The sequence below is a fragment of the Pseudomonas sp. B329 genome (genome assembly GCF_023127835.1).
Classification (GTDB): Bacteria; Pseudomonadota; Gammaproteobacteria; order Pseudomonadales; family Pseudomonadaceae; genus Aquipseudomonas; species Aquipseudomonas synxantha_A.
The window spans coordinates 1-21,514 of record NZ_SPKP01000008.1 but is presented as its reverse complement, the minus strand read 5'-3'; the positions used below and the strand labels follow the sequence as shown (position 1 = coordinate 21,514).

Below are 21,514 nucleotides of genomic sequence, written 5' to 3'. Positions count from 1 at the left end.
CCTTACTCAGCACTGCTGCTGAAATCGAGATCTTGGCCTGGCTGAAGGGAGATAACTGCCTTCTTCCAGTCATTACGCTTGCCCAGACCGCGAGCAGTGCGCTTGCTCTTACCCAGAACATTCAGGGTAGTAACACGCTCTACTTTCACGCTGAACAGGCTTTCGACGGCCTTCTTGATTTCCAGCTTGGTTGCGTCAGTTGCAACCTTGAAAACGAACTGGCCTTTCTTGTCAGCCAGAACCGTAGCCTTTTCGGAAACGTGCGGGCCAAGCAGAACTTTAAATACGCGTTCCTGGTTCATCCCAGCAGCTCCTCGAATTTCTTCACGGCCGACACGGTGATCAACACCTTGTCGTATGCGATCAGACTAACTGGATCGGAACCTTGCACGTCACGTACATCAACGTGTGGCAGGTTGCGAGCAGCCAGGTACAGGTTCTGATCAACAGCTTCAGACACGATCAAAACGTCGGTCAGGCTCATGTTGTTCAGTTTGCCCAGCAGATCTTTGGTTTTTGGACTTTCGACAGCGAAGTCCTGAACCACGACCAGACGATCAGTACGCACGAGTTCAGCAAGGATGGAGCGCAGAGCTGCGCGGTACATCTTCTTGTTGAGCTTCTGAGAGTGATCCTGTGGACGAGCTGCGAAAGTGGTACCGCCGCCACGCCAGATTGGGCTACGGATAGTACCGGCACGAGCACGGCCAGTGCCTTTCTGACGCCAAGGGCGCTTACCGCCACCACGTACGTCGGAACGGGTCTTTTGCTGCTTGCTACCTTGACGGCCGCCGGCCATGTAGGCCACGACTGCTTGGTGAACGAGCGTCTCGTTGAATTCGCCGCCAAATGTCAGTTCGGAAACTTCGATCGCTTGAGCGTCATTTACATTTAATTGCATGTCAGCTTCCCCTTAACCGCGAGCCTTGGCCGCTGGACGTACAACCAGGTTGCCGCCAGTAGCGCCAGGAACAGCACCCTTGACCAACAACAGATTGCGTTCAGCGTCGACGCGCACTACTTCGAGGGACTGCACGGTCACGCGCTCAGCGCCCATATGACCGGACATTTTTTTGCCCTTGAATACACGACCAGGAGTCTGGCACTGGCCAATAGAGCCCGGGACGCGGTGGGAAACGGAGTTACCGTGAGTGTTGTCTTGACCACGGAAATTCCAACGCTTGATCGTACCCTGGAAGCCTTTACCTTTGGACTGACCGGTTACATCAACCAGTTGACCAGCGGCGAAGATTTCAGCGTTGATCAGATCGCCAGCCTGGTAGTCGCCGTCTTCAAGACGGAACTCCATAACAGTACGACCAGCTGCAACGTTTGCTTTAGCGAAGTGACCTGCTTGAGCAGCAGTCACGCGCGAAGCACGACGCTCGCCGACAGTGACTTGCACTGCACGATAGCCATCGGTTTCTTCAGTTTTGAACTGGGTGACGCGATTCGGTTCGATCTCAATGACCGTGACCGGAATGGAGACACCTTCTTCGGTGAAAATACGGGTCATACCGCATTTACGACCGACTACACCAATAGTCATGTTGTAAACCTCATGAGTGTACGGGGCTTTCACCCGCTATGGCCGCCCATTTCAGAGCGTTACACGACTAAGACCCAAGTCTTAGCCGAGGCTGATCTGTACTTCCACACCGGCCGCCAGATCGAGCTTCATAAGTGCATCAACGGTTTTATCCGTTGGCTGGACGATGTCCAGTACGCGCTTATGAGTACGGATCTCGTACTGGTCACGCGCGTCTTTGTTGACGTGCGGGGAGACCAGAACGGTGAACCGCTCTTTACGGGTAGGCAGTGGAATTGGACCACGCACTTGAGCACCAGTACGTTTCGCGGTTTCCACGATTTCCTGGGTGGATTGGTCGATCAGGCGATGGTCAAAAGCCTTCAACCTGATACGGATTTGCTGATTTTGCATTGGATTTCAGACTCCGGCTGCTATTCCCACCGGGCGCAATACGCCCGTTAAAAGGAGGCGCAATTCTATAGACGCCCTAGATAGGTGTCAACCCAATAAAAAAGCCCCCGCTAAGCGGGGGCTTTCTCAAAACATCAAAGCTCACTCAAAAGAGAGATTACTCGATGATTTTAGCTACAACGCCAGCACCAACGGTACGGCCGCCTTCACGGATTGCGAAGCGCAGACCGTCTTCCATTGCGATGGTTTTGATCAGGGTAACAGTCATTTGAATGTTGTCACCTGGCATTACCATTTCAACGCCTTCTGGCAATTCGCAGTTACCGGTCACGTCAGTAGTACGGAAGTAGAACTGTGGACGGTAGCCTTTGAAGAACGGAGTATGACGGCCGCCTTCTTCTTTGCTCAGAACATAAACTTCTGCGGTGAACTTGGTGTGCGGCTTGACCGAACCTGGCTTAACCAGAACCTGGCCACGCTCAACGTCGTCACGCTTGGTACCACGCAGCAGAACGCCGCAGTTCTCGCCAGCACGACCTTCGTCGAGCAGCTTGCGGAACATTTCAACACCGGTGCAGGTGGTGACGGTAGTGTCACGCAGACCAACGATTTCCAGTGGATCCTGAACGCGAACGATACCGCGCTCGATACGACCAGTCACAACAGTACCGCGACCGGAGATCGAGAATACGTCTTCGATTGGCATCAGGAACGGCTTGTCGGTCAGACGAACTGGTTCTGGGATGTAGCTGTCCAGAGTTTCAACCAGTTTACGAACGGCAGTGGTGCCCATTTCGTTTTCGTCGTTGCCTTCCAGAGCCATACGAGCAGAACCGATGATGATCGGAGTGTCGTCACCTGGGAAGTCGTAAGTGCTCAGCAGATCGCGCACTTCCATCTCAACCAGTTCCAGCAGCTCAGCGTCGTCTACCAGGTCAGCCTTGTTCAGGAAAACCACGATGTACGGAACGCCAACCTGGCGGGACAGCAGGATGTGCTCACGGGTTTGTGGCATCGGACCATCAGCGGCCGAGCAAACCAGGATCGCGCCGTCCATCTGGGCAGCACCAGTGATCATGTTCTTCACATAGTCAGCGTGACCTGGGCAGTCAACGTGAGCGTAGTGACGAATAGTCGAGTTGTACTCAACGTGCGCGGTGTTGATGGTGATACCACGAGCTTTTTCTTCTGGTGCGCTGTCGATCTTGTCGAAGTCAACACGAGCCGAACCGAAAACTTCGGAGCAGACGCGAGTCAGAGCAGCGGTCAGAGTGGTTTTACCGTGGTCAACGTGGCCGATGGTGCCAACGTTTACGTGCGGTAGGGAACGATCAAATTTTTCTTTAGCCACGACAATTAACTCCTTGCCTAAAGGACTGAATCAGCCTTGTTTTTTGGATACAGTTTCAGCGATGTGCGCCGGAGCTGTGTTGTATTTTTTGAATTCCATAGAGTAGCTTGCGCGACCCTGGGACATGGAGCGAACGTCGGTCGCATAACCGAACATCTCACCCAACGGAACCTCGGCGCGAATCACTTTGCCGGAAACCGTGTCTTCCATACCCAAGATCATGCCGCGACGACGGTTAAGGTCGCCCATGACATCACCCATATAGTCTTCAGGTGTAACAACTTCTACCGCCATGATTGGCTCAAGCAACTCACCACCGCCCTTCTGGGCCAGTTGCTTGGTTGCCATGGAAGCAGCCACCTTAAACGCCATCTCGTTGGAGTCGACGTCGTGGTAAGAACCGTCAAAAACGGTTGCTTTCAGGCCGATCAGCGGATAGCCGGCAACAACACCGTTCTTCATCTGCTCTTCGATACCCTTCTGGATAGCAGGGATGTATTCCTTAGGAACCACACCACCTACTACTTCGTTCACGAATTGCAGACCTTCCTGACCTTCGTCAGCAGGAGCAAAACGGATCCAGCAGTGACCGAACTGACCACGACCGCCGGATTGACGAACGAACTTGCCTTCGATTTCACAGTTCTTCGTGATGCGCTCACGATAGGAAACCTGAGGCTTACCGATGTTGGCTTCGACGTTGAACTCACGGCGCATCCGGTCAACCAGGATGTCCAGGTGCAGCTCGCCCATGCCAGAGATGATCGTTTGACCAGTCTCTTCATCAGTCTTGACGCGGAAAGATGGATCTTCCTGAGCAAGCTTGCCCAGAGCGATACCCATTTTTTCCTGGTCATCCTTGGTCTTAGGCTCTACGGCAACCGAGATAACCGGCTCCGGGAAGTCCATGCGAACCAGGATGATTGGCTTGGCAGCGTCGCACAAAGTCTCACCAGTGGTGACGTCCTTCATGCCGATCAGGGCCGCGATGTCACCAGCGCGTACTTCCTTGATCTCTTCGCGAGCGTTTGCGTGCATTTGCACCATACGGCCCACGCGCTCTTTCTTGCCTTTAACCGAGTTGATCACGCCGTCGCCGGAGGCCAACACGCCCGAGTAAACGCGAACGAAGGTCAAAGTACCCACGAATGGGTCTGTAGCGATCTTGAACGCCAGAGCCGAGAACGGCTCGTTGTCGTCAGCATGACGCTCCATCTCTTCTTCCTCGTTATCAGGGTTGGTACCCTTGATAGCAGGAATGTCGGTTGGAGCAGGCAGGTAGTCGATAACGGCGTCGAGAACCAGGGGAACACCCTTGTTCTTGAAGGAAGAACCGCAAACAGCCAAGACGATCTCACCAGCGATAGTACGCTGACGCAGAGCGGCCTTGATTTCCACGTTGGTGAGCTCTTCACCTTCGAGGTACTTGTTCATCAGCTCTTCGCTGGCTTCAGCCGCAGCCTCAACCATGTTGTTGCGCCACTCGTCAGCCAGTTCCTGAAGCTCTTCAGGGATAGGCTTGCGAACAGGAACCATACCTTTATCGGAATCGTTCCAGTAGACAGCTTCCATATTGATCAGATCAATCTGACCCTGGAAGTTATCTTCAGAACCGATCGCCAACTGGATAGGCACCGGAGTGTGACCCAGACGCTGCTTGATCTGACCGATCACGCGCAGGAAGTTGGCGCCAGCACGGTCCATCTTGTTTACATAAACAAGACGTGGAACACCGTACTTGTTGGCTTGACGCCATACGGTTTCCGACTGAGGCTCAACACCCGAGGTGCCGCAGAACACAACGACAGCGCCGTCGAGTACACGCAGGGAACGCTCAACTTCAATAGTGAAGTCTACGTGGCCCGGGGTATCGATTACGTTGAAGCGATGCTCGTCTTTGTACTGCTTCTCGGAACCTTTCCAGAAGGCGGTAATAGCAGCAGAAGTAATGGTAATACCACGCTCCTGCTCCTGAACCATCCAGTCTGTGGTCGCGGCGCCGTCATGCACCTCGCCCATTTTGTGACTTTTGCCGGTGTAAAACAGTACGCGCTCGGTGGTGGTGGTTTTACCAGCATCCACGTGAGCGACGATACCGATGTTACGGTAGCGGCTAATCGGAGTAGTACGAGCCATAAAGCCCTCGCAAAATTAGTGAAGCTAAAATTAGAAGCGGTAGTGCGAGAAAGCTTTGTTAGCTTCAGCCATACGGTGCACGTCTTCACGCTTCTTAACAGCAGCACCTTTACCTTCAGCAGCGTCCAACAGTTCGCCGGCCAAACGCAGAGCCATAGACTTCTCGCCGCGCTTACGGGCGAAGTCTACCAACCAGCGCATTGCCAGAGCGTTACGACGGGACGGGCGAACTTCAACCGGAACCTGGTAAGTAGCACCGCCTACACGGCGCGACTTCACTTCGACCAGCGGAGCGATGGCGTCGAGAGCTTTCTCGAAGATTTCCAGGGGGTCGCTGTTCTTGCGTTCTTTAACCTTTTCCAGCGCGCCATAAACGATACGCTCGGCAACGGCTTTTTTGCCGCTTTCCATCACGTGGTTCATGAACTTGGCCAGAATTTGGCTTCCGTATTTTGGATCGTCAAGCACTTCGCGCTTGGCTGCTACGCGTCTTCTTGGCATGGATAAGCCCTCAAACGGTCTTCAGGTTCGCTCGGAATCGGTGCCCTTTCGGGACGCCTCCGACCTTACTCTTATCGACTCAGAAAATAAGATGATTCAGGTTTACAAAAAGCCGCTACTACTTAGGCTTCTTGGTACCGTACTTCGAACGACCCTGGTTACGACCTTTAACGCCGGAAGTATCCAAGGAGCCGCGTACGGTGTGATAACGAACACCTGGCAAGTCTTTTACACGACCGCCGCGGATCAGTACCACGCTGTGCTCTTGCAGGTTGTGGCCTTCACCGCCGATGTACGAGGAAACCTCGAAACCGTTGGTCAGACGCACACGGCATACTTTACGCAGTGCCGAGTTAGGTTTTTTCGGCGTGGTGGTATACACACGGGTGCATACGCCACGACGTTGCGGGCAGTTCTGCAGCGCAGGTACGTCGGATTTCTCGACGATACGCTTACGCGGCTGACGTACCAGCTGGTTGATAGTTGCCATCTACTAGCTCCACTGTTGTCTTGCGACGCTATTGTCTTGCAAGAAAAGCAAAATGGCAGGAACGAATTCCCGCCAAATTTAGGGGTACAAGAGTCTAAAGAGGATCTTGTCCCCAGTCAAGGCAAGGCCCCGACCTCCCCTCGCGCCGAACCGGGGCAAAAATGCCTCGATCCGACGAACGGGAGTGTCAGGGCCCAGACTCATCTATCGCAGAACTCAGTTACCGCTTGAGTTCAGTGCTTCGGTCAGTGCAGCTTCCACTTCACTGGCGCTCACGCGCAGCGGCTTGTCAGCATCACGGCGACGCTTACGCTCGCTGTGGTAAGCCAAACCGGTACCCGCCGGGATCAGACGACCCACGACCACGTTTTCTTTCAGGCCGCGCAGGTAATCGCGCTTGCCGGTTACCGCTGCTTCGGTCAGTACGCGAGTGGTCTCCTGGAAGGAGGCCGCCGAGATGAACGACTCAGTGGACAACGACGCCTTGGTGATACCCAGCAGCACGCGAGTGAACTTGGAAACGAATTTCTCTTCGTTCGCCAGGCGCTCGTTTTCTACCAGTACGTGAGTCAGTTCCATCTGGTCGCCCTTGATGAAACTGGAATCGCCGGATTCAGCGATTTCAACTTTACGCAGCATCTGACGCAGGATGGTCTCGATGTGCTTGTCGTTGATCTTCACGCCTTGCAGACGGTAAACGTCCTGGATCTCGTTAACGATGTACTTGGCCAGAGCACTCACACCCAGCAGACGCAGGATGTCGTGTGGATCGCTCGGGCCGTCGGAGATAACTTCACCGCGGTTTACCTGTTCGCCTTCGAACACGTTCAGGTGACGCCACTTCGGAATCAGCTCTTCATACGGATCGCTACCGTCGTTCGGAGTAATGACCAGACGGCGCTTGCCTTTGGTTTCTTTACCGAACGCGATGGTGCCGCTGACTTCAGCCAGAATCGACGCTTCTTTCGGACGACGAGCTTCGAACAAGTCGGCAACACGCGGCAGACCACCGGTGATGTCACGGGTCTTCGAAGTTTCTTGCGGGATACGCGCGATAACATCACCGATCGCGATCTTCGCACCATCCGCTACACCGACCAGGGCGTTGGCTGGCAGGAAGTACTGAGCGATTACGTCAGTGCCTGGCAGCAACAGATCCTTGCCGTTGTCATCAACCATCTTCACGGCAGGACGGATGTCTTTACCGGCAGCTGGACGATCTTTGGCGTCGAGTACTTCAATGTTGGTCATACCGGTCAATTCGTCAGTCTGACGCTTGATCGTGATGCCTTCTTCCATGCCCACGTAGGTCACGGTACCTTTCATTTCGGTAACGATTGGGTGAGTGTGCGGATCCCACTTGGCCACGATTGCGCCAGCGTCGACCTTGTCACCTTCTTTAACCGAAATCACAGCACCGTACGGCAGCTTGTAACGCTCGCGCTCACGACCGTAGTCATCAGCGATTGCCAGCTCACCGGAACGGGACACAGCAACCAGGTGGCCATCCACTCGCTCAACGTGCTTGAGGTTGTGCAGGCGGACGGTACCGCCATTCTTCACCTGAACACTGTCGGCTGCGGAGGTCCGGCTTGCCGCACCACCGATGTGGAACGTACGCATGGTCAGCTGGGTACCCGGCTCACCGATGGACTGGGCAGCGATAACGCCGACCGCTTCACCGATGTTTACCTGGTGACCACGAGCCAAGTCACGGCCGTAGCACTTGGCGCAAATGCCATAGCGGGTTTCGCAGCTGATCGGCGAGCGAACGATCACTTCGTCGATGCTGTTGAGTTCGATGAACTCGACCCACTTTTCGTCAACCAGGGTGCCAGCAGGAACGATAACTTCCTCGGTGCCTGGCTTGAACACGTCACGGGCAATTACACGACCCAATACGCGCTCACCCAGCGGCTCTACAACGTCACCGCCTTCAATGTGCGGAGTCATCAGCAGGCCGTGCTCGGTGCCGCAATCGATCTCGGTTACAACCAGATCTTGTGCAACGTCTACCAGACGGCGAGTCAGGTAACCGGAGTTAGCGGTTTTCAACGCGGTATCCGCAAGACCCTTACGAGCACCGTGAGTGGAGATGAAGTACTGAAGTACGCTCAAACCTTCACGGAAGTTCGCAGTGATCGGCGTTTCGATGATGGAGCCATCCGGCTTGGCCATCAGGCCACGCATACCGGCGAGCTGACGGATCTGCGCAGCAGAACCCCGTGCGCCCGAGTCGGCCATCATGTACATCGAGTTGAAGGATTCCTGGTCAACTTCGTCGCCGTGACGGTCGATGACTTTCTCTTTCGAGAGGTTGGCCATCATCGCCTTGGAAACTTCGTCGTTCGCCTTGGACCAAAGGTCGATCACCTTGTTGTACTTCTCGCCCTGGGTTACCAGGCCGGAGGCGTACTGGCTCTCGATCTCTTTCACTTCGTCAGTGGCGGCACTGATGATGCGAGCTTTTTCATCCGGGATAACGAAGTCGTTAACACCGATGGAAACGCCGGAGATAGTGGAGTAAGCGAAACCTGTGTACATCAACTGGTCAGCGAAGATAACGGTCTCTTTCAAACCAACCACGCGGTAGCACTGGTTGATCAGCTTGGAGATCGCCTTCTTCTTCATCGGCAGGTTGACGACATCGTACGACAGACCTTTTGGCACAACCTGGTACAACAGCGCACGGCCGACAGTGGTGTCGACGATACGGGTGTTGCTCACGCTGCCGCCGTCACGGTCATTGACGGTTTCGTTGATCCGCACTTTGACCTTGGCGTGCAGTGCGGCTTCGCCGGCACGGAACACACGGTCAACTTCCTGCAGGTCAGCGAACACACGACCTTCGCCCTTGGCATTGATCGCTTCACGGGTCATGTAGTACAGACCCAATACAACGTCCTGCGACGGAACGATGATTGGCTCACCGTTGGCTGGCGACAGAATGTTATTGGTCGACATCATCAACGCGCGCGCTTCCAACTGGGCTTCCAGTGTCAGCGGTACGTGCACGGCCATTTGGTCGCCGTCGAAGTCGGCGTTGTACGCGGCACAGACCAGAGGGTGCAGCTGAATAGCCTTACCTTCGATCAGTACTGGTTCAAACGCCTGGATACCCAGACGGTGAAGGGTCGGTGCACGGTTGAGGAGAACCGGGTGTTCGCGGATCACCTCGGCGAGAACGTCCCAAACCTCTGGCAGTTCGCGCTCGACCATTTTCTTGGCCGCTTTGATGGTGGTCGCGAGACCGCGCATTTCCAGCTTGCCGAAGATGAATGGCTTGAACAGCTCAAGTGCCATCTTCTTGGGCAGACCGCACTGGTGCAGACGCAGGGTCGGGCCTACGGTAATTACCGAACGACCGGAGTAGTCAACACGCTTACCGAGCAAGTTCTGACGGAAACGACCTTGCTTACCCTTGATCATGTCAGCCAAGGATTTCAGAGGACGCTTGTTGGAACCGGTGATAGCGCGGCCACGACGACCGTTGTCGAGCAAGGCATCGACAGCTTCCTGCAACATACGCTTTTCGTTGCGCACGATGATGTCCGGAGCGGACAGGTCAAGCAGGCGCTTCAAGCGGTTGTTACGGTTGATCACGCGGCGATACAGGTCGTTGAGGTCGGACGTCGCGAAACGACCACCGTCCAGCGGTACCAGCGGACGCAGGTCTGGCGGCAGAACCGGCAGAACGGTCAGCACCATCCACTCTGGCAAGTTGCCGGAACCCTGGAAGGCTTCCATCAACTTCAGACGCTTGGACAGCTTCTTGATCTTGGTTTCGGAGTTGGTTTGCGGAATTTCTTCGCGCAGACGGCCAATCTCGTGCTCCAGGTCGATAGCGTGCAGCAGCTCGCGGACAGCTTCGGCACCCATACGGGCATCGAAATCATCACCGAACTCTTCCAGCGCTTCGAAGTACTGCTCGTCGTTCAGCAGCTGACCCTTTTCAAGGGTGGTCATGCCTGGATCGATAACGACATAGCTCTCGAAGTAGAGAACGCGTTCGATATCACGCAGAGTCATGTCCATCAGCAAGCCGATACGGGACGGCAGCGATTTCAGGAACCAGATGTGGGCAACCGGCGAAGCCAGTTCGATGTGCGCCATACGCTCACGACGAACCTTGGCCAGTGCGACTTCAACGCCGCACTTCTCGCAGATCACACCACGGTGCTTCAAGCGCTTGTACTTACCGCACAGGCACTCGTAATCCTTTACCGGGCCAAAGATCTTGGCGCAGAACAGGCCGTCACGCTCAGGTTTGAACGTACGGTAGTTGATGGTTTCCGGCTTTTTAACTTCACCGAACGACCACGAACGGATCATCTCAGGCGATGCCAATCCAATACGGATGGCGTCGAACTCTTCGACTTGACCCTGGTTTTTCAGCAAATTCAGTAGGTCTTTCAAGGCCTTTCCTCCTGGCGGAGCAGAGAGCGGACCAAACGGCCACGCTCTCGATTCGCGTCACGTGTTATTCGGTTTCCAGATCGATATCGATGCCGAGGGAACGAATTTCTTTGATCAACACGTTGAAGGACTCGGGCATGCCCGGCTCCATACGGTGATCGCCGTCCACGATGTTTTTGTACATCTTGGTACGACCGTTCACATCGTCCGACTTCACTGTGAGCATTTCTTGCAGAGTGTATGCAGCACCGTATGCTTCCAGTGCCCAGACCTCCATCTCCCCGAAACGCTGACCACCGAACTGAGCCTTACCACCCAGCGGCTGCTGGGTAACCAGGCTGTACGAACCAGTAGAACGAGCGTGCATCTTGTCGTCTACCAAGTGGTTCAGCTTCAGCATGTACATGTAGCCAACAGTAACCGGGCGCTCGAACTTGTTGCCGGTACGACCGTCGAACAGCTGCATCTGGCCGCTTTCCGGCAGGTCTGCCAGTTTCAGCATGGCCTTGATTTCGCTTTCCTTGGCACCGTCGAACACCGGGGTAGCCATTGGAACGCCGCCGCGCAGGTTCTTCGCCAGATCCAGGATTTCCTGGTCGGAGAAGGTATCCAGCTCTTCGTTGCGACCGCCGATCTCGTTGTAGATCTCGTGCAGGAACTTGCGCAGGTCTGCGACCTTGCGCTGCTCTTCGATCATACGGTTGATCTTCTCGCCCAGACCTTTGGCCGCGAGGCCCAGGTGGGTTTCAAGGATCTGACCAACGTTCATACGCGAAGGTACGCCCAACGGGTTGAGGACGACGTCGACCGGGGTGCCATTGGCATCGTGCGGCATGTCTTCAACCGGCATGATCACGGAGACCACACCTTTGTTACCGTGACGACCGGCCATCTTGTCGCCCGGCTGGATGCGGCGACGGATTGCCAGGTAAACCTTGACGATTTTCAGCACGCCTGGAGCCAGGTCATCGCCCTGCTGCAGTTTGCGCTTCTTGTCTTCGAACTTGTCGTCCAGCAGACGGCGGCGATCAACGATGTAGGCCTGGGCCTTCTCGAGCTGCTCGTTCAGAGCGTCTTCAGCCATGCGCAGTTTGAACCACTGGCCGTGCTCAAGACCGTCGAGAATTTCGTCGGTGATGTCCTGACCTTTCTTCAGACCTGCGCCGCCTTCGGCCTTGTGGCCTACCAGAGCGGAGCGCAGGCGTTCGAAGGTCGCGCCTTCAACGATACGGAACTCTTCGTTCAGGTCCTTGCGGATCTCGTCGAGCTGGGTCTTCTCGATGGACAGTGCACGAGCATCACGCTCAACGCCGTCACGGGTGAAGACCTGTACGTCGATGACAGTACCTTTGGTACCGGTAGGTACACGCAGGGAGGTGTCTTTAACGTCGCTGGCTTTTTCACCGAAGATGGCACGCAGCAGCTTCTCTTCCGGAGTCAGTTGGGTCTCGCCTTTCGGAGTGACCTTACCCACCAGGATGTCGCCTGCGCCAACTTCAGCACCTACGTAAACGATACCGGCTTCGTCCAGCTTGTTCAGTGCAGCTTCACCCACGTTCGGGATGTCTGCAGTGATTTCCTCAGGCCCAAGCTTGGTGTCACGTGCCACACAGGTCAGTTCCTGAATGTGGATCGTGGTGAAGCGGTCTTCTTGAACCACACGCTCGGACAGGCAGATGGAGTCTTCGAAGTTGAAGCCGTTCCATGCCATGAACGCGATGCGCATGTTCTGACCCAGAGCCAGTTCACCCATATCGGTGGACGGGCCATCGGCCATGATGTCGCTACGCTGAACGCGATCACCCTTGCTCACCAGCGGACGCTGGTTGATGCATGTGTTCTGGTTCGAGCGGGTGTATTTGGTCAGGTTGTAGATGTCGACACCGGCTTCGCCAGTTTCTACTTCGTCATCGGCAACACGAACCACGATACGGCTGGCATCAACAGAGTCGATAACGCCGCCACGACGAGCCACGACGCAAACGCCGGAGTCACGAGCTACGTTACGTTCCATGCCGGTACCTACCAGCGGCTTGTCAGCACGCAAGGTCGGTACAGCTTGACGCTGCATGTTGGAACCCATCAATGCACGGTTGGCGTCATCGTGCTCCAGGAACGGGATCAGCGACGCTGCAACCGAAACTACCTGCTTGGGCGAAACGTCCATCAAGGTGACGTCTTCCGGCGCCTTGACGGTGAACTCGTTCAAGTGACGAACAGCTACCAGCTCGTCGATCAGGACTTTCTTGTCGTTCATCGTGGCCGAAGCCTGAGCGATCACGTGATCAGCTTCTTCGATGGCGGACAGGAACACGATCTCGTCGGTGACCAGAGCGTCTTTCACCACACGGTACGGGCTCTCGAGGAAGCCATACTGGTTGGTACGCGCATAAGCGGCCAGGGAGTTGATCAGACCAATGTTCGGACCTTCCGGCGTTTCGATCGGGCAAACACGACCGTAGTGCGTCGGGTGTACGTCACGAACTTCGAAGCCAGCACGCTCACGGGTCAGACCGCCCGGGCCCAGTGCGGATACACGGCGCTTGTGGGTGATCTCGGACAGCGGGTTGTTCTGGTCCATGAACTGGGAAAGCTGGCTGGAACCGAAGAACTCTTTCACCGCCGCAGCCACTGGCTTGGCGTTGATCAGGTCTTGCGGCATCAGGCCTTCGCTTTCAGCCATCGACAGACGCTCTTTGACCGCACGCTCAACACGCACCAGGCCAACGCGGAACTGGTTCTCGGCCATTTCGCCTACGCAGCGAACACGACGGTTACCCAGGTGGTCGATGTCATCGACGATGCCTTTGCCGTTACGGATGTCGACCAGGGTCTTCAGGACCGCGACGATGTCTTCCTTGCACAGCACGCCCGAACCTTCGATCTCGGTACGACCGATACGACGGTTGAACTTCATCCGGCCGACCGCAGACAGGTCATAGCGCTCAGGGCTGAAGAACAGGTTGTTGAACAGGGTTTCGGCAGCGTCTTTGGTTGGTGGCTCGCCAGGACGCATCATGCGATAGATCTCGACCAGCGCTTCCAATTGGTTGCTGGTGGAGTCGATCTTCAGAGTGTCGGAGATGAACGGACCGCAGTCGATATCGTTGGTGTACAAGGTCTCGATGCGAACAACCTGGGCCTTGGCGATTTTCGCCAGGATTTCGGTGTTCAGCTCGGTGTTGCACTCGGCCAGGATTTCGCCTGTAGCCGGGTGAACGATGACCTTGGCGGTCGTGCGACCCAGGACGTAGTCCAGAGGCACTTCCAGCTCTTTGATACCGGCCTTTTCGATCTGGTTGATGTGGCGCGCAGTGATACGACGGCCAGCCTCAACGATGACCTTGCCTTTCTCATCCTGGATGTCCAGGACAGCAATTTCACCACGCAGACGCGAAGCGATCAGCTCCAGCTTGAGGGTTTCATCCTTCAGGCTGAATACGTTGGTGGTATAGAAAGCGTCCAGCACTTGCTCAGTGGTATAGCCGAGCGCGCGCAGCAGTACCGAGGCCGGCAGCTTGCGACGACGGTCGATACGCACGAACACGCAGTCTTTCGGGTCGAACTCGAAGTCCAACCACGAACCGCGGTACGGAATGATCCGCGCGGAGTACAGGAGTTTGCCGGAGCTGTGCGTCTTGCCGCGGTCGTGGTCGAAGAACACGCCCGGGGAACGGTGCAGCTGGGAAACGATTACACGCTCGGTACCGTTGATAACGAAGGTACCGTTTTCAGTCATCAATGGGATTTCGCCCATGTAGACTTCTTGCTCTTTGATGTCCTTGATCGCTTTGTTCGACGATTCTTTGTCGAAAATGATCAGACGGACTTTTACCCGCAAAGGTACGGCGTACGTAACGCCACGCAACACGCATTCTTTGACATCAAATGCCGGTTCGCCCAGGCGATAACCGACGTACTCCAGCGCAGCATTGCCGGAGTAGCTGATGATCGGGAAAACGGATTTGAAGGCCGCATGCAGGCCCACGTCGCGGAACTGATCTTTGGTCGCTCCCGCCTGCAAGAATTCACGATACGAATCCAGCTGGATAGCCAGAAGGTACGGGACATCCATGACGTCCGGCAACTTGCTAAAGTCCTTGCGGATACGTTTTTTCTCAGTATATGAGTAAGCCATCAGCGTTCCCCAGCTTGGTCACCTGCTTGTTTGGCCCCTCCGACGGGAGCAGCCAGAAAATCTTGCAAACCCCATGGTTTGCACCACCGCTTCGGGTGGCTACAGCGCGTTAATGGCGGCGACCGAGTCGACAGCCAAGAACGGAAAAAGGCCGGTGGCAAGAGCCACCAGCCATCAGCCTTCAGCTTAACGCTTGGGCTGGAGACGCAAGGTCGATGCTTACTTCAGCTCGACTTTAGCGCCTGCTTCTTCCAGAGTAGCTTTGGCTTTGTCAGCTGCGTCTTTGGCAACAGCTTCCAGAACCATGGCAGGAGCGCCGTCAACTACAGCCTTGGCTTCTTTCAGGCCCAGACCGGTCAGTTCACGTACTGCCTTGATCACGTTTACTTTCTTCTCGCCAGCTTCGGTCAGCATGACGTTGAATTCGGTTTGCTCTTCAACAACGGCAGCAGCAGCAGCTGGGCCAGCGGAAGCAGCGGCAGCGGAAACGCCGAATTTTTCTTCGAAAGCTTTGATCAGCTCAACAACCTGCAGAACCGACATTTCAGCTACGGCGTTGAGGATATCGTCTTGGGAGATAGACATTGCTGTATTTCCTGAATTGGGGGACGGCCTACGCGGCCATCGAAATAAACAAAAATACGCGAGAGAAGTTGCTCAGCCTTAGGCTGCGGCAGCTTCTTTTTGCTCGCGAACTGCAGCCAGAGTACGAGCCAGCTTGCTGGTAGCGCCTTGAATCACGCTCATCAGCTGCGAAATGGCTTCGTCGCGGGTCGGCAGTGTTGCCAGTACGTCGATTTGGTTAGCTGCGAGGAACTTGCCCTCGAACGCAGCTGCCTTGATCTCGAACTTATCCTGACTCTTGGCGAACTCTTTGAACAAACGGGCAGCAGCGCCTGGATGGTCCTTGGAGAACGCGATCAGAGTCGGGCCAGTGAACACGTCGTTGAGAACACTGTATTCAGTGTCAGCAACAGCGCGCTTGAGCAGGGTGTTACGTACAACACGTACGTATACGCCAGCTTCACGAGCCTCTTTACGGAGTCCGGTCATAGCGCCTACTGTCACACCACGGGCATCAGCCACGACAGCGGACAGAGCAGCTTTGGCAGCCTCGTTGACTTCAGCGACGATGGCCTTCTTGTCTTCGAGATTAATTGCCACGGGTTTAACTCCTGCTTGTTACCGTTTCATCTGGCCGAGGCCGGATGTCGTTTTGGTGTCTGATTCGGTAAGGAACCGGGAGCACCATCTGCGTAGGCTTGTTGGTTTAAGACTTGCGTCGCCTACGGTCTTGGATAGCCCCCGCCAGGCAGGGACCCCAATCTTTCAATTGGCGCAATCGCTTGCGCCAATTTGTGTCTTATACGTCCAGCGAGCCTTGGTCGATGACCAGACCTGGGCCCATAGTGGTGCTCAGGGTAACGCGCTTGACGTAGATGCCTTTCGAGGAAGCTGGCTTGATACGCTTCAGATCAGCGATCAGGGCTTCAACGTTTTCCTTCAGCTTGACGGCGTCGAAGCCGACCTTGCCAACGGAGGTGTGAATGATGCCGTTTTTGTCGGTGCGATAACGAACCTGACCAGCCTTGGCGTTTTTAACCGCGGTAGCTACGTCTGGCGTTACGGTGCCGACTTTAGGGTTAGGCATCAGGCCACGTGGACCCAGGATCTGACCCAACTGACCTACAACGCGCATTGCATCCGGGGAAGCAATAACGACGTCATAGTTCAGATCGCCGCCTTTCATTTCGGCAGCCAGATCGTCCATACCAACGCGATCAGCGCCGGCAGCCAGAGCAGCTTCAGCCGCCGGGCCCTGAGTGAAGACAGCAACACGTACAGTCTTGCCAGTACCGTGTGGCAGCACAGTAGCGCTACGAACGACCTGGTCGGATTTACGCGGGTCAACACCCAGGTTCACAGCAACGTCAACAGACTCGCTGAACTTGACAGTCGACAGCTCGGTCAGCAGAGCAGCAGCGTCTACGAAGTTGTAGGACTTGCCTGCTTCGATTTTGCCGGCGATAGCCTTTTGGCGCTTGGTCAGCTTAGCCATTACACACCCTCCACGTTAAGGCCCATGCTACGAGCAGAACCGGCGATGGTACGCACGGCTGCATCCATATCAGCTGCAGTCAGATCCGCGTTTTTGGTTTTCGCGATTTCTTCCAGCTGAGCACGAGTTACGGTGCCAACCTTAACGGTGTTCGGACGAGCGGAACCGCTAGTCAGACCAGCAGCTTTCTTCAACAAAACCGAAGCCGGGGTCGACTTGGTTTCGAAAGTAAAGCTACGGTCGCTGTATACAGTGATGATCACTGGAGTCGGCAGACCTGGCTCAAGACCCTGAGTACGGGCGTTGAAGGCCTTGCAGAATTCCATGATGTTCACGCCGTGCTGACCCAGAGCTGGACCGACGGGTGGGCTAGGGTTGGCCTGAGCGGCCTTCACTTGCAGCTTGATGTAAGCGGTAATCTTCTTGGCCATGAGGCACTCCAATTACGGGTTCAAACGCCTAGAAAGGCTCCCCGGTTACTTGCGCGTTTATCCCAGTGACGACAAAACCCCACAGCCTAAGGCTGCGGGGTTGGGATGCTTTTTCAGCTAGACCTTCTCGACCTGGCTGAACTCCAACTCTACCGGAGTAGAGCGACCGAAAATGAGCACTGCCACTTGGATCCGGCTCTTTTCGTAGTTAACTTCTTCGACGGTGCCATTGAAATCAGCGAAAGGACCATCTGTAACACGAACAACCTCACCCGGCTCGAACAATGTCTTCGGCTTGGGCTTGTCGCTACCGTCAGCAACACGACGCAGAATTGCTTCTGCCTCCTTGTCAGTGATCGGAGCAGGCTTATCAGCAGTACCGCCAATGAAACCCATGACACGAGGAGTGTCCTTGACCAAGTGCCAAGTACCTTCATTCATGTCCATCTGTACCAGCACGTAGCCAGGGAAGAACTTGCGCTCACTCTTGCGCTTCTGGCCATTCCGCATTTCAACCACTTCTTCAGTGGGAACCAGAATTTCGCCGAAGCCATCTTCCATGCCTGCCAGCTTTACGCGCTCCAGCAAAGAGCGCATAACATGCTTCTCGTAACCCGAGTAAGCATGCACAACGTACCAACGCTTAGCCACGGGACACCCTTAGCCAACAATCAAGGAAACAAGCCAGCCGAGCAGGGAATCGAGCCCCCACAACAGCAACGCCATAACCAGAACAACAGCCACAACAATCAATGTGGTCTGCGTGGTTTCTTGGCGAGTCGGCCAAACGACTTTACGAATTTCGGTGCGAGCTTCCTTTACCAGGACCGCGAAAGACTTGCCTTTAGCAGTCTGCAGGCCTACAAAGGCAGCTACAGCAGCGAGGGCGAGCAATGCGAGGACACGGTACAGGATCGGCGAAGCAGAATAGTACTGATTGCCAACAACGCCTACGACCACCAAGGCGACTACAGCGAGCCACTTGAACAGATCGAAACGAGAGCTTTGAGCTTCAGCCTTAGGAGTCATCTATGAAGATCCTGTGAAAAGAAAGCCAGACACACCACGTGAATCTGGCAGGTCAGGAGGGAATCGAACCCCCAACCTACGGTTTTGGAGACCGTCGCTCTGCCAATTGAGCTACTGACCTAAAACAAAATCAGGCCGACCATTATGCAGGCCTGAAAAAGACTTTACAACAACCAACCCCAACAGACTTGAAATCACCTGACAATCACAGCCAGACATAACACGATACAAGCCGAGGCAGCTGTTAAAACAAAGGCAGATATTTTCATATCTGCCTTGTTATATGGAGCTCTTGAGCGGATTTGAACCGCTGACCTCACCCTTACCAAGGGTGTGCTCTACCAACTGAGCTACAAGAGCAAAACACCTTGCACAACCTGCAAACTTGGAGCGGGTAGCGGGAATCGAACCCGCATCATCAGCTTGGAAGGCTGAGGTTCTACCACTAAACTATACCCGCGGAGCTTGCAGCTCACGCTAAAAATGGTGGAGGGGGAAGGATTCGAACCTTCGAAGTCGTAGACGTCAGATTTACAGTCTGATCCCTTTGGCCGCTCGGGAACCCCTCCTAAGCGAGCCGGCATTCTACATCACGCCGGCCTTCTGTCAAGCATTTTCTCATTAAAAATATGAGGTTAGCTGCGTTGACCTTCGTTTCACCTTGAAGCCCTTAAAGGTCTTCACTGCGAAGCGGGCGCCATTCTATGCAAACTATTCGAGAGTTGCAATGCCTTCGCACAGCATTATTTTATGTTTTAACTCATTGAATTCATTAGCAAGGCTTTCAAAGGGCAGATCGTCAGCCAAGCGCCTACTCTCAGGGGCTACTCGCAACCAGTAACCCGAGGCTTCAGGCGCGCTCAACAATTGAAGCCTGACCCTTATGTCCAAGCTTGTCAGCCGCTGCTCGAGAGAGAGCGCCTGGTGACGATCCGAGAAACCACCAATGTACAGACAGGTGCTTTGTGCATCAGCCCCCCTTGCTCGATCACGCCGCGCCACCGTGTCGGCAGACTCACTCAGGAGCCGAATATCTTGCTGCGTTCCACGATAGAGACTCAATGGTGTGACGTCCTTGGCACGCAATGGAGCTTCTTGCTGATGCCAGACGTAGTAGAAAACATTGAGGACAAGTAAAAGCAAAAACAGCCAGCGCATAATCACCTCAAGACAAAGGACACGCCATTGCCAAACCAACAAACACAAGGTCCGGGACCAAACAAGCCTGAGGTGCAGCATCCCTGACCAGGTCGGCATCCCCCCCCGTCAGGAAGACAGTGAAATCCTCGCCCCAATAGCTTCTCGCCAATTCAAGCTGGGTCAACACGAACCCTCTTAGCATAAGCGTACAACCGCGCTCGACAGCCTCTACGGTCGTCCGCCCAGGAGAGAGACGCTCAAGAGCTCTCTCAGCCGCGGCATCGTCATAACGTATCTTGCGCGTATGGGTTCGCAACTGATTGCGCATAAGTGGCAAGCCCGGGCAAATAAACCCACCCAAGTGCTCACCATCAACATCAATAAAGTCTGCGGTCGCCGCCGTACCAAAATCGAGCACTACGCATGCGCCGGACGCTAACTTATATGCACCCAGCATCGCCAACCAACGATCCAGCCCAAGCCGCTCGAACTCTTCGTAGCCATTGTGCACACCGGCCATTTGTCGCGCGGAACCCGCACAGGAAACGGTAACGCCAAATGCCTTCACCAACGCCGCTACCAGCTTGTCGGTTTCCTCAAGCGCTCGAACACTCACTAACCGACAACGCGTGAGCAGAAGGCCAGGAAGCGCTATCAGGCTCTCAATCAACGCATCATCCGAACCCACCACGCCTTCGGCGGAGACACTTGCATCACTCGCCTCAAGCACGCGCCACTTTATGAAGCTGTTCCCACAGTCGAGCTCAAGAATCATCACGCAACCTCAGGCTTAACTCACCACCGCTGTATATTTTCTCGACGCCATCGACATTCATGCGCAACGCGCCCTGATGATCCACGCCCAACACCACCCCATCAATCTGGGTAACACCAGCAACGAGAGACACAGGCTTGCCCTGCCACAAGTGATGCCGCTCCCACTCATCTTGCAGCCCGGCAAAACCGGCAGTCTTATGTCGATCCAGATAGCCTTGCAACTGCATCCCCAGACGCGCCACCAATTGGTTGCGATCAATAGCAGAACCGGTCTCGAGCTGAATTGAAGTCCATTGCTGATCCACATCATCGGCTTTCTGCATATTCACATTGATGCCTATCCCTAGGACAACGTGACAGATATCCGCAGGATCCCCCACCAGCTCCAGCAAGATGCCAGAAATTTTCTTGCTCCCGACCAAGACGTCGTTTGGCCATTTCAAAGCCGCGCCCTGTACACCGGTCTCACGCAACGCCTGCATAACGGCTAAGCCAACTACGAGACTCAACCCCTCCAACTGTCGCAGACCACCTTCAATGCGCAGCACGAGGCTGTAGTAGACATTTTGCGCAAACGGACTGACCCATTTTCGACCACGCCTTCCCCTACCAGCCGTCTGCTGCTCCGACAGTACGACAAAGGGGGCTGCGCACCCTGAGTCAACGAGACGCAAAGCTTCGGCGTTAGTGGAGTCGATGGAATCGAAAATATGAACTGGCCAGGTTAAAGAGGCCGCATTCAGGGAAATTTGCTCTGCACTCAAGAACACCAACGGCGCAGCCAATTGATACCCACGACCTCGGACCTTATGAATGGGCAGCCCTAACTCTGCCTCAAGATGCTGAAGCTGCTTCCACACAGCGCTGCGACTGACGCCCAGGGCGGCGCCAAGCGCTTCTCCAGAATGGAATCGACCGTCTTTCAGTAGTTTCAACAACATCAGCATGCAAATATCGCCTCACAATGAGGCACGCATAATAGCCATGCGTAAGGTCATTGCATAGAAACGCAGGGCGTTTGCACTCAGGACATGAGCGATGGTTTTTTAGTTTTTTCGACCGCCCAAAACAAAACCCCTGTTTGCGTTAGCAAACAGGGGTTCT

General features: G+C 55.0%; 19 protein-coding genes and 4 tRNA genes. All 23 read right to left on the bottom strand.

Annotation, left to right across the window (positions count from 1 at the left end; genetic code table 11):
* Positions 1-2: 2 nt before the first annotated feature.
* Positions 3-302, bottom strand: a complete 300-nt coding sequence (gene rplW, locus E4P00_RS05350) for a 50S ribosomal protein L23 (protein ID WP_002555488.1) — start codon at positions 300-302, stop codon at positions 3-5.
* Complete coding sequence (gene rplD, locus E4P00_RS05345; RefSeq protein WP_003176424.1) at positions 299-901, bottom strand: 50S ribosomal protein L4; 603 nt, start codon at positions 899-901, stop codon at positions 299-301. Before rplD ends, rplW begins: the two co-directional genes overlap by 4 nt.
* 12 nt (positions 902-913) lie before the next feature.
* A complete protein-coding gene (rplC, locus tag E4P00_RS05340; protein ID WP_003194649.1) occupies positions 914-1,549 on the bottom strand; it encodes a 50S ribosomal protein L3 in 636 nt (211 codons plus the stop codon).
* Positions 1,550-1,630: 81 nt separating this feature from the next.
* A complete protein-coding gene (gene rpsJ / locus E4P00_RS05335; protein ID WP_003186070.1) occupies positions 1,631-1,942 on the bottom strand; it encodes a 30S ribosomal protein S10 in 312 nt (103 codons plus the stop codon).
* 157 nt (positions 1,943-2,099) lie between these two features.
* Positions 2,100-3,293 (bottom strand): elongation factor Tu, encoded by a 1,194-nt coding sequence (tuf, locus tag E4P00_RS05330; RefSeq protein WP_005791980.1) that lies wholly within the window; start codon positions 3,291-3,293, stop codon positions 2,100-2,102.
* Positions 3,294-3,323: 30 nt separating this feature from the next.
* Positions 3,324-5,429 (bottom strand): elongation factor G, encoded by a 2,106-nt coding sequence (gene fusA, locus E4P00_RS05325; protein WP_005791981.1) that lies wholly within the window; start codon positions 5,427-5,429, stop codon positions 3,324-3,326.
* Positions 5,430-5,459: 30 nt separating this feature from the next.
* Positions 5,460-5,930, bottom strand: coding sequence for a 30S ribosomal protein S7 (rpsG, locus tag E4P00_RS05320; RefSeq protein WP_002555493.1), 471 nt, complete (start codon positions 5,928-5,930; stop codon positions 5,460-5,462).
* Positions 5,931-6,048: 118 nt separating this feature from the next.
* Positions 6,049-6,420 (bottom strand): 30S ribosomal protein S12, encoded by a 372-nt coding sequence (gene rpsL / locus E4P00_RS05315; protein WP_002555494.1) that lies wholly within the window; start codon positions 6,418-6,420, stop codon positions 6,049-6,051.
* 216 nt (positions 6,421-6,636) lie between these two features.
* Complete coding sequence (gene rpoC, locus E4P00_RS05310) at positions 6,637-10,836, bottom strand: DNA-directed RNA polymerase subunit beta' (RefSeq protein ID WP_005791982.1); 4,200 nt, start codon at positions 10,834-10,836, stop codon at positions 6,637-6,639.
* 64 nt (positions 10,837-10,900) lie between these two features.
* Entirely contained in the window at positions 10,901-14,974 is a 4,074-nt protein-coding gene (gene rpoB, locus E4P00_RS05305; protein WP_019819139.1) for a DNA-directed RNA polymerase subunit beta, read from the bottom strand.
* Positions 14,975-15,193: 219 nt separating this feature from the next.
* Positions 15,194-15,559 (bottom strand): 50S ribosomal protein L7/L12, encoded by a 366-nt coding sequence (gene rplL / locus E4P00_RS05300; RefSeq protein WP_005791984.1) that lies wholly within the window; start codon positions 15,557-15,559, stop codon positions 15,194-15,196.
* Between the two features lie 78 nt (positions 15,560-15,637).
* Entirely contained in the window at positions 15,638-16,138 is a 501-nt protein-coding gene (gene rplJ, locus E4P00_RS05295; RefSeq protein WP_003232405.1) for a 50S ribosomal protein L10, read from the bottom strand.
* A 199-nt stretch (positions 16,139-16,337) separates the two neighbouring features.
* Positions 16,338-17,033: a 50S ribosomal protein L1 gene (gene rplA, locus E4P00_RS05290; protein WP_003176434.1), complete on the bottom strand. Its 696-nt coding sequence runs from the start codon at positions 17,031-17,033 to the stop codon at positions 16,338-16,340.
* Positions 17,033-17,464: a 50S ribosomal protein L11 gene (rplK, locus tag E4P00_RS05285; RefSeq protein WP_003176435.1), complete on the bottom strand. Its 432-nt coding sequence runs from the start codon at positions 17,462-17,464 to the stop codon at positions 17,033-17,035. The genes rplA and rplK overlap by 1 nt, the downstream gene beginning before the upstream one ends.
* Positions 17,465-17,581: 117 nt before the next feature.
* Positions 17,582-18,115: a transcription termination/antitermination protein NusG gene (nusG, locus tag E4P00_RS05280; protein ID WP_003176436.1), complete on the bottom strand. Its 534-nt coding sequence runs from the start codon at positions 18,113-18,115 to the stop codon at positions 17,582-17,584.
* A gap of 9 nt (positions 18,116-18,124) precedes the next feature.
* A complete protein-coding gene (secE, locus tag E4P00_RS05275; protein WP_005791990.1) occupies positions 18,125-18,493 on the bottom strand; it encodes a preprotein translocase subunit SecE in 369 nt (122 codons plus the stop codon).
* Positions 18,494-18,538: 45 nt separating this feature from the next.
* A tRNA-Trp gene (locus tag E4P00_RS05270) sits at positions 18,539-18,614 on the bottom strand.
* Positions 18,615-18,777: 163 nt separating this feature from the next.
* Positions 18,778-18,853: transfer RNA gene (locus tag E4P00_RS05265), tRNA-Thr, on the bottom strand.
* A gap of 26 nt (positions 18,854-18,879) precedes the next feature.
* Positions 18,880-18,953: transfer RNA gene (locus E4P00_RS05260), tRNA-Gly, on the bottom strand.
* 24 nt (positions 18,954-18,977) lie between these two features.
* A tRNA-Tyr gene (locus E4P00_RS05255) sits at positions 18,978-19,062 on the bottom strand.
* Between the two features lie 142 nt (positions 19,063-19,204).
* Complete coding sequence (locus tag E4P00_RS05250) at positions 19,205-19,651, bottom strand: hypothetical protein (protein ID WP_005791992.1); 447 nt, start codon at positions 19,649-19,651, stop codon at positions 19,205-19,207.
* A gap of 7 nt (positions 19,652-19,658) precedes the next feature.
* Positions 19,659-20,408, bottom strand: a complete 750-nt coding sequence (locus E4P00_RS05245) for a pantothenate kinase (protein WP_078822464.1) — start codon at positions 20,406-20,408, stop codon at positions 19,659-19,661.
* The gene (gene birA, locus E4P00_RS05240; RefSeq protein WP_248130870.1) at positions 20,398-21,357 is read right to left on the bottom strand and encodes a bifunctional biotin--[acetyl-CoA-carboxylase] ligase/biotin operon repressor BirA; all 960 of its coding nucleotides are present in this window, start codon (positions 21,355-21,357) and stop codon (positions 20,398-20,400) included. The genes E4P00_RS05245 and birA overlap by 11 nt, the downstream gene beginning before the upstream one ends.
* Positions 21,358-21,514 lie beyond the last annotated feature (157 nt).

Excerpts from the sequence above, each read along its gene's own strand:
- rplW (WP_002555488.1), bottom strand. The coding sequence starts at position 302 with ATGAACCAGGAACGCGTATTTAAAGTTCTGCTTGGCCCGCACGTTTCC.
- rplD (WP_003176424.1), bottom strand. The coding sequence starts at position 901 with ATGCAATTAAATGTAAATGACGCTCAAGCGATCGAAGTTTCCGAACTG.
- rplC (WP_003194649.1), bottom strand. The coding sequence starts at position 1,549 with ATGACTATTGGTGTAGTCGGTCGTAAATGCGGTATGACCCGTATTTTC.
- rpsJ (WP_003186070.1), bottom strand. The coding sequence starts at position 1,942 with ATGCAAAATCAGCAAATCCGTATCAGGTTGAAGGCTTTTGACCATCGC.
- fusA (WP_005791981.1), bottom strand. The coding sequence starts at position 5,429 with ATGGCTCGTACTACTCCGATTAGCCGCTACCGTAACATCGGTATCGTC.
- rpsG (WP_002555493.1), bottom strand. The coding sequence starts at position 5,930 with ATGCCAAGAAGACGCGTAGCAGCCAAGCGCGAAGTGCTTGACGATCCA.
- rpsL (WP_002555494.1), bottom strand. The coding sequence starts at position 6,420 with ATGGCAACTATCAACCAGCTGGTACGTCAGCCGCGTAAGCGTATCGTC.
- rpoB (WP_019819139.1), bottom strand. The coding sequence starts at position 14,974 with ATGGCTTACTCATATACTGAGAAAAAACGTATCCGCAAGGACTTTAGC.
- rplL (WP_005791984.1), bottom strand. The coding sequence starts at position 15,559 with ATGTCTATCTCCCAAGACGATATCCTCAACGCCGTAGCTGAAATGTCG.
- rplA (WP_003176434.1), bottom strand. The coding sequence starts at position 17,033 with ATGGCTAAGCTGACCAAGCGCCAAAAGGCTATCGCCGGCAAAATCGAA.
- rplK (WP_003176435.1), bottom strand. The coding sequence starts at position 17,464 with ATGGCCAAGAAGATTACCGCTTACATCAAGCTGCAAGTGAAGGCCGCT.
- secE (WP_005791990.1), bottom strand. The coding sequence starts at position 18,493 with ATGACTCCTAAGGCTGAAGCTCAAAGCTCTCGTTTCGATCTGTTCAAG.
- E4P00_RS05250 (WP_005791992.1), bottom strand. The coding sequence starts at position 19,651 with ATGCGCTGGCTGTTTTTGCTTTTACTTGTCCTCAATGTTTTCTACTAC.
- E4P00_RS05245 (WP_078822464.1), bottom strand. The coding sequence starts at position 20,408 with ATGATTCTTGAGCTCGACTGTGGGAACAGCTTCATAAAGTGGCGCGTG.
- birA (WP_248130870.1), bottom strand. The coding sequence starts at position 21,357 with ATGCTGATGTTGTTGAAACTACTGAAAGACGGTCGATTCCATTCTGGA.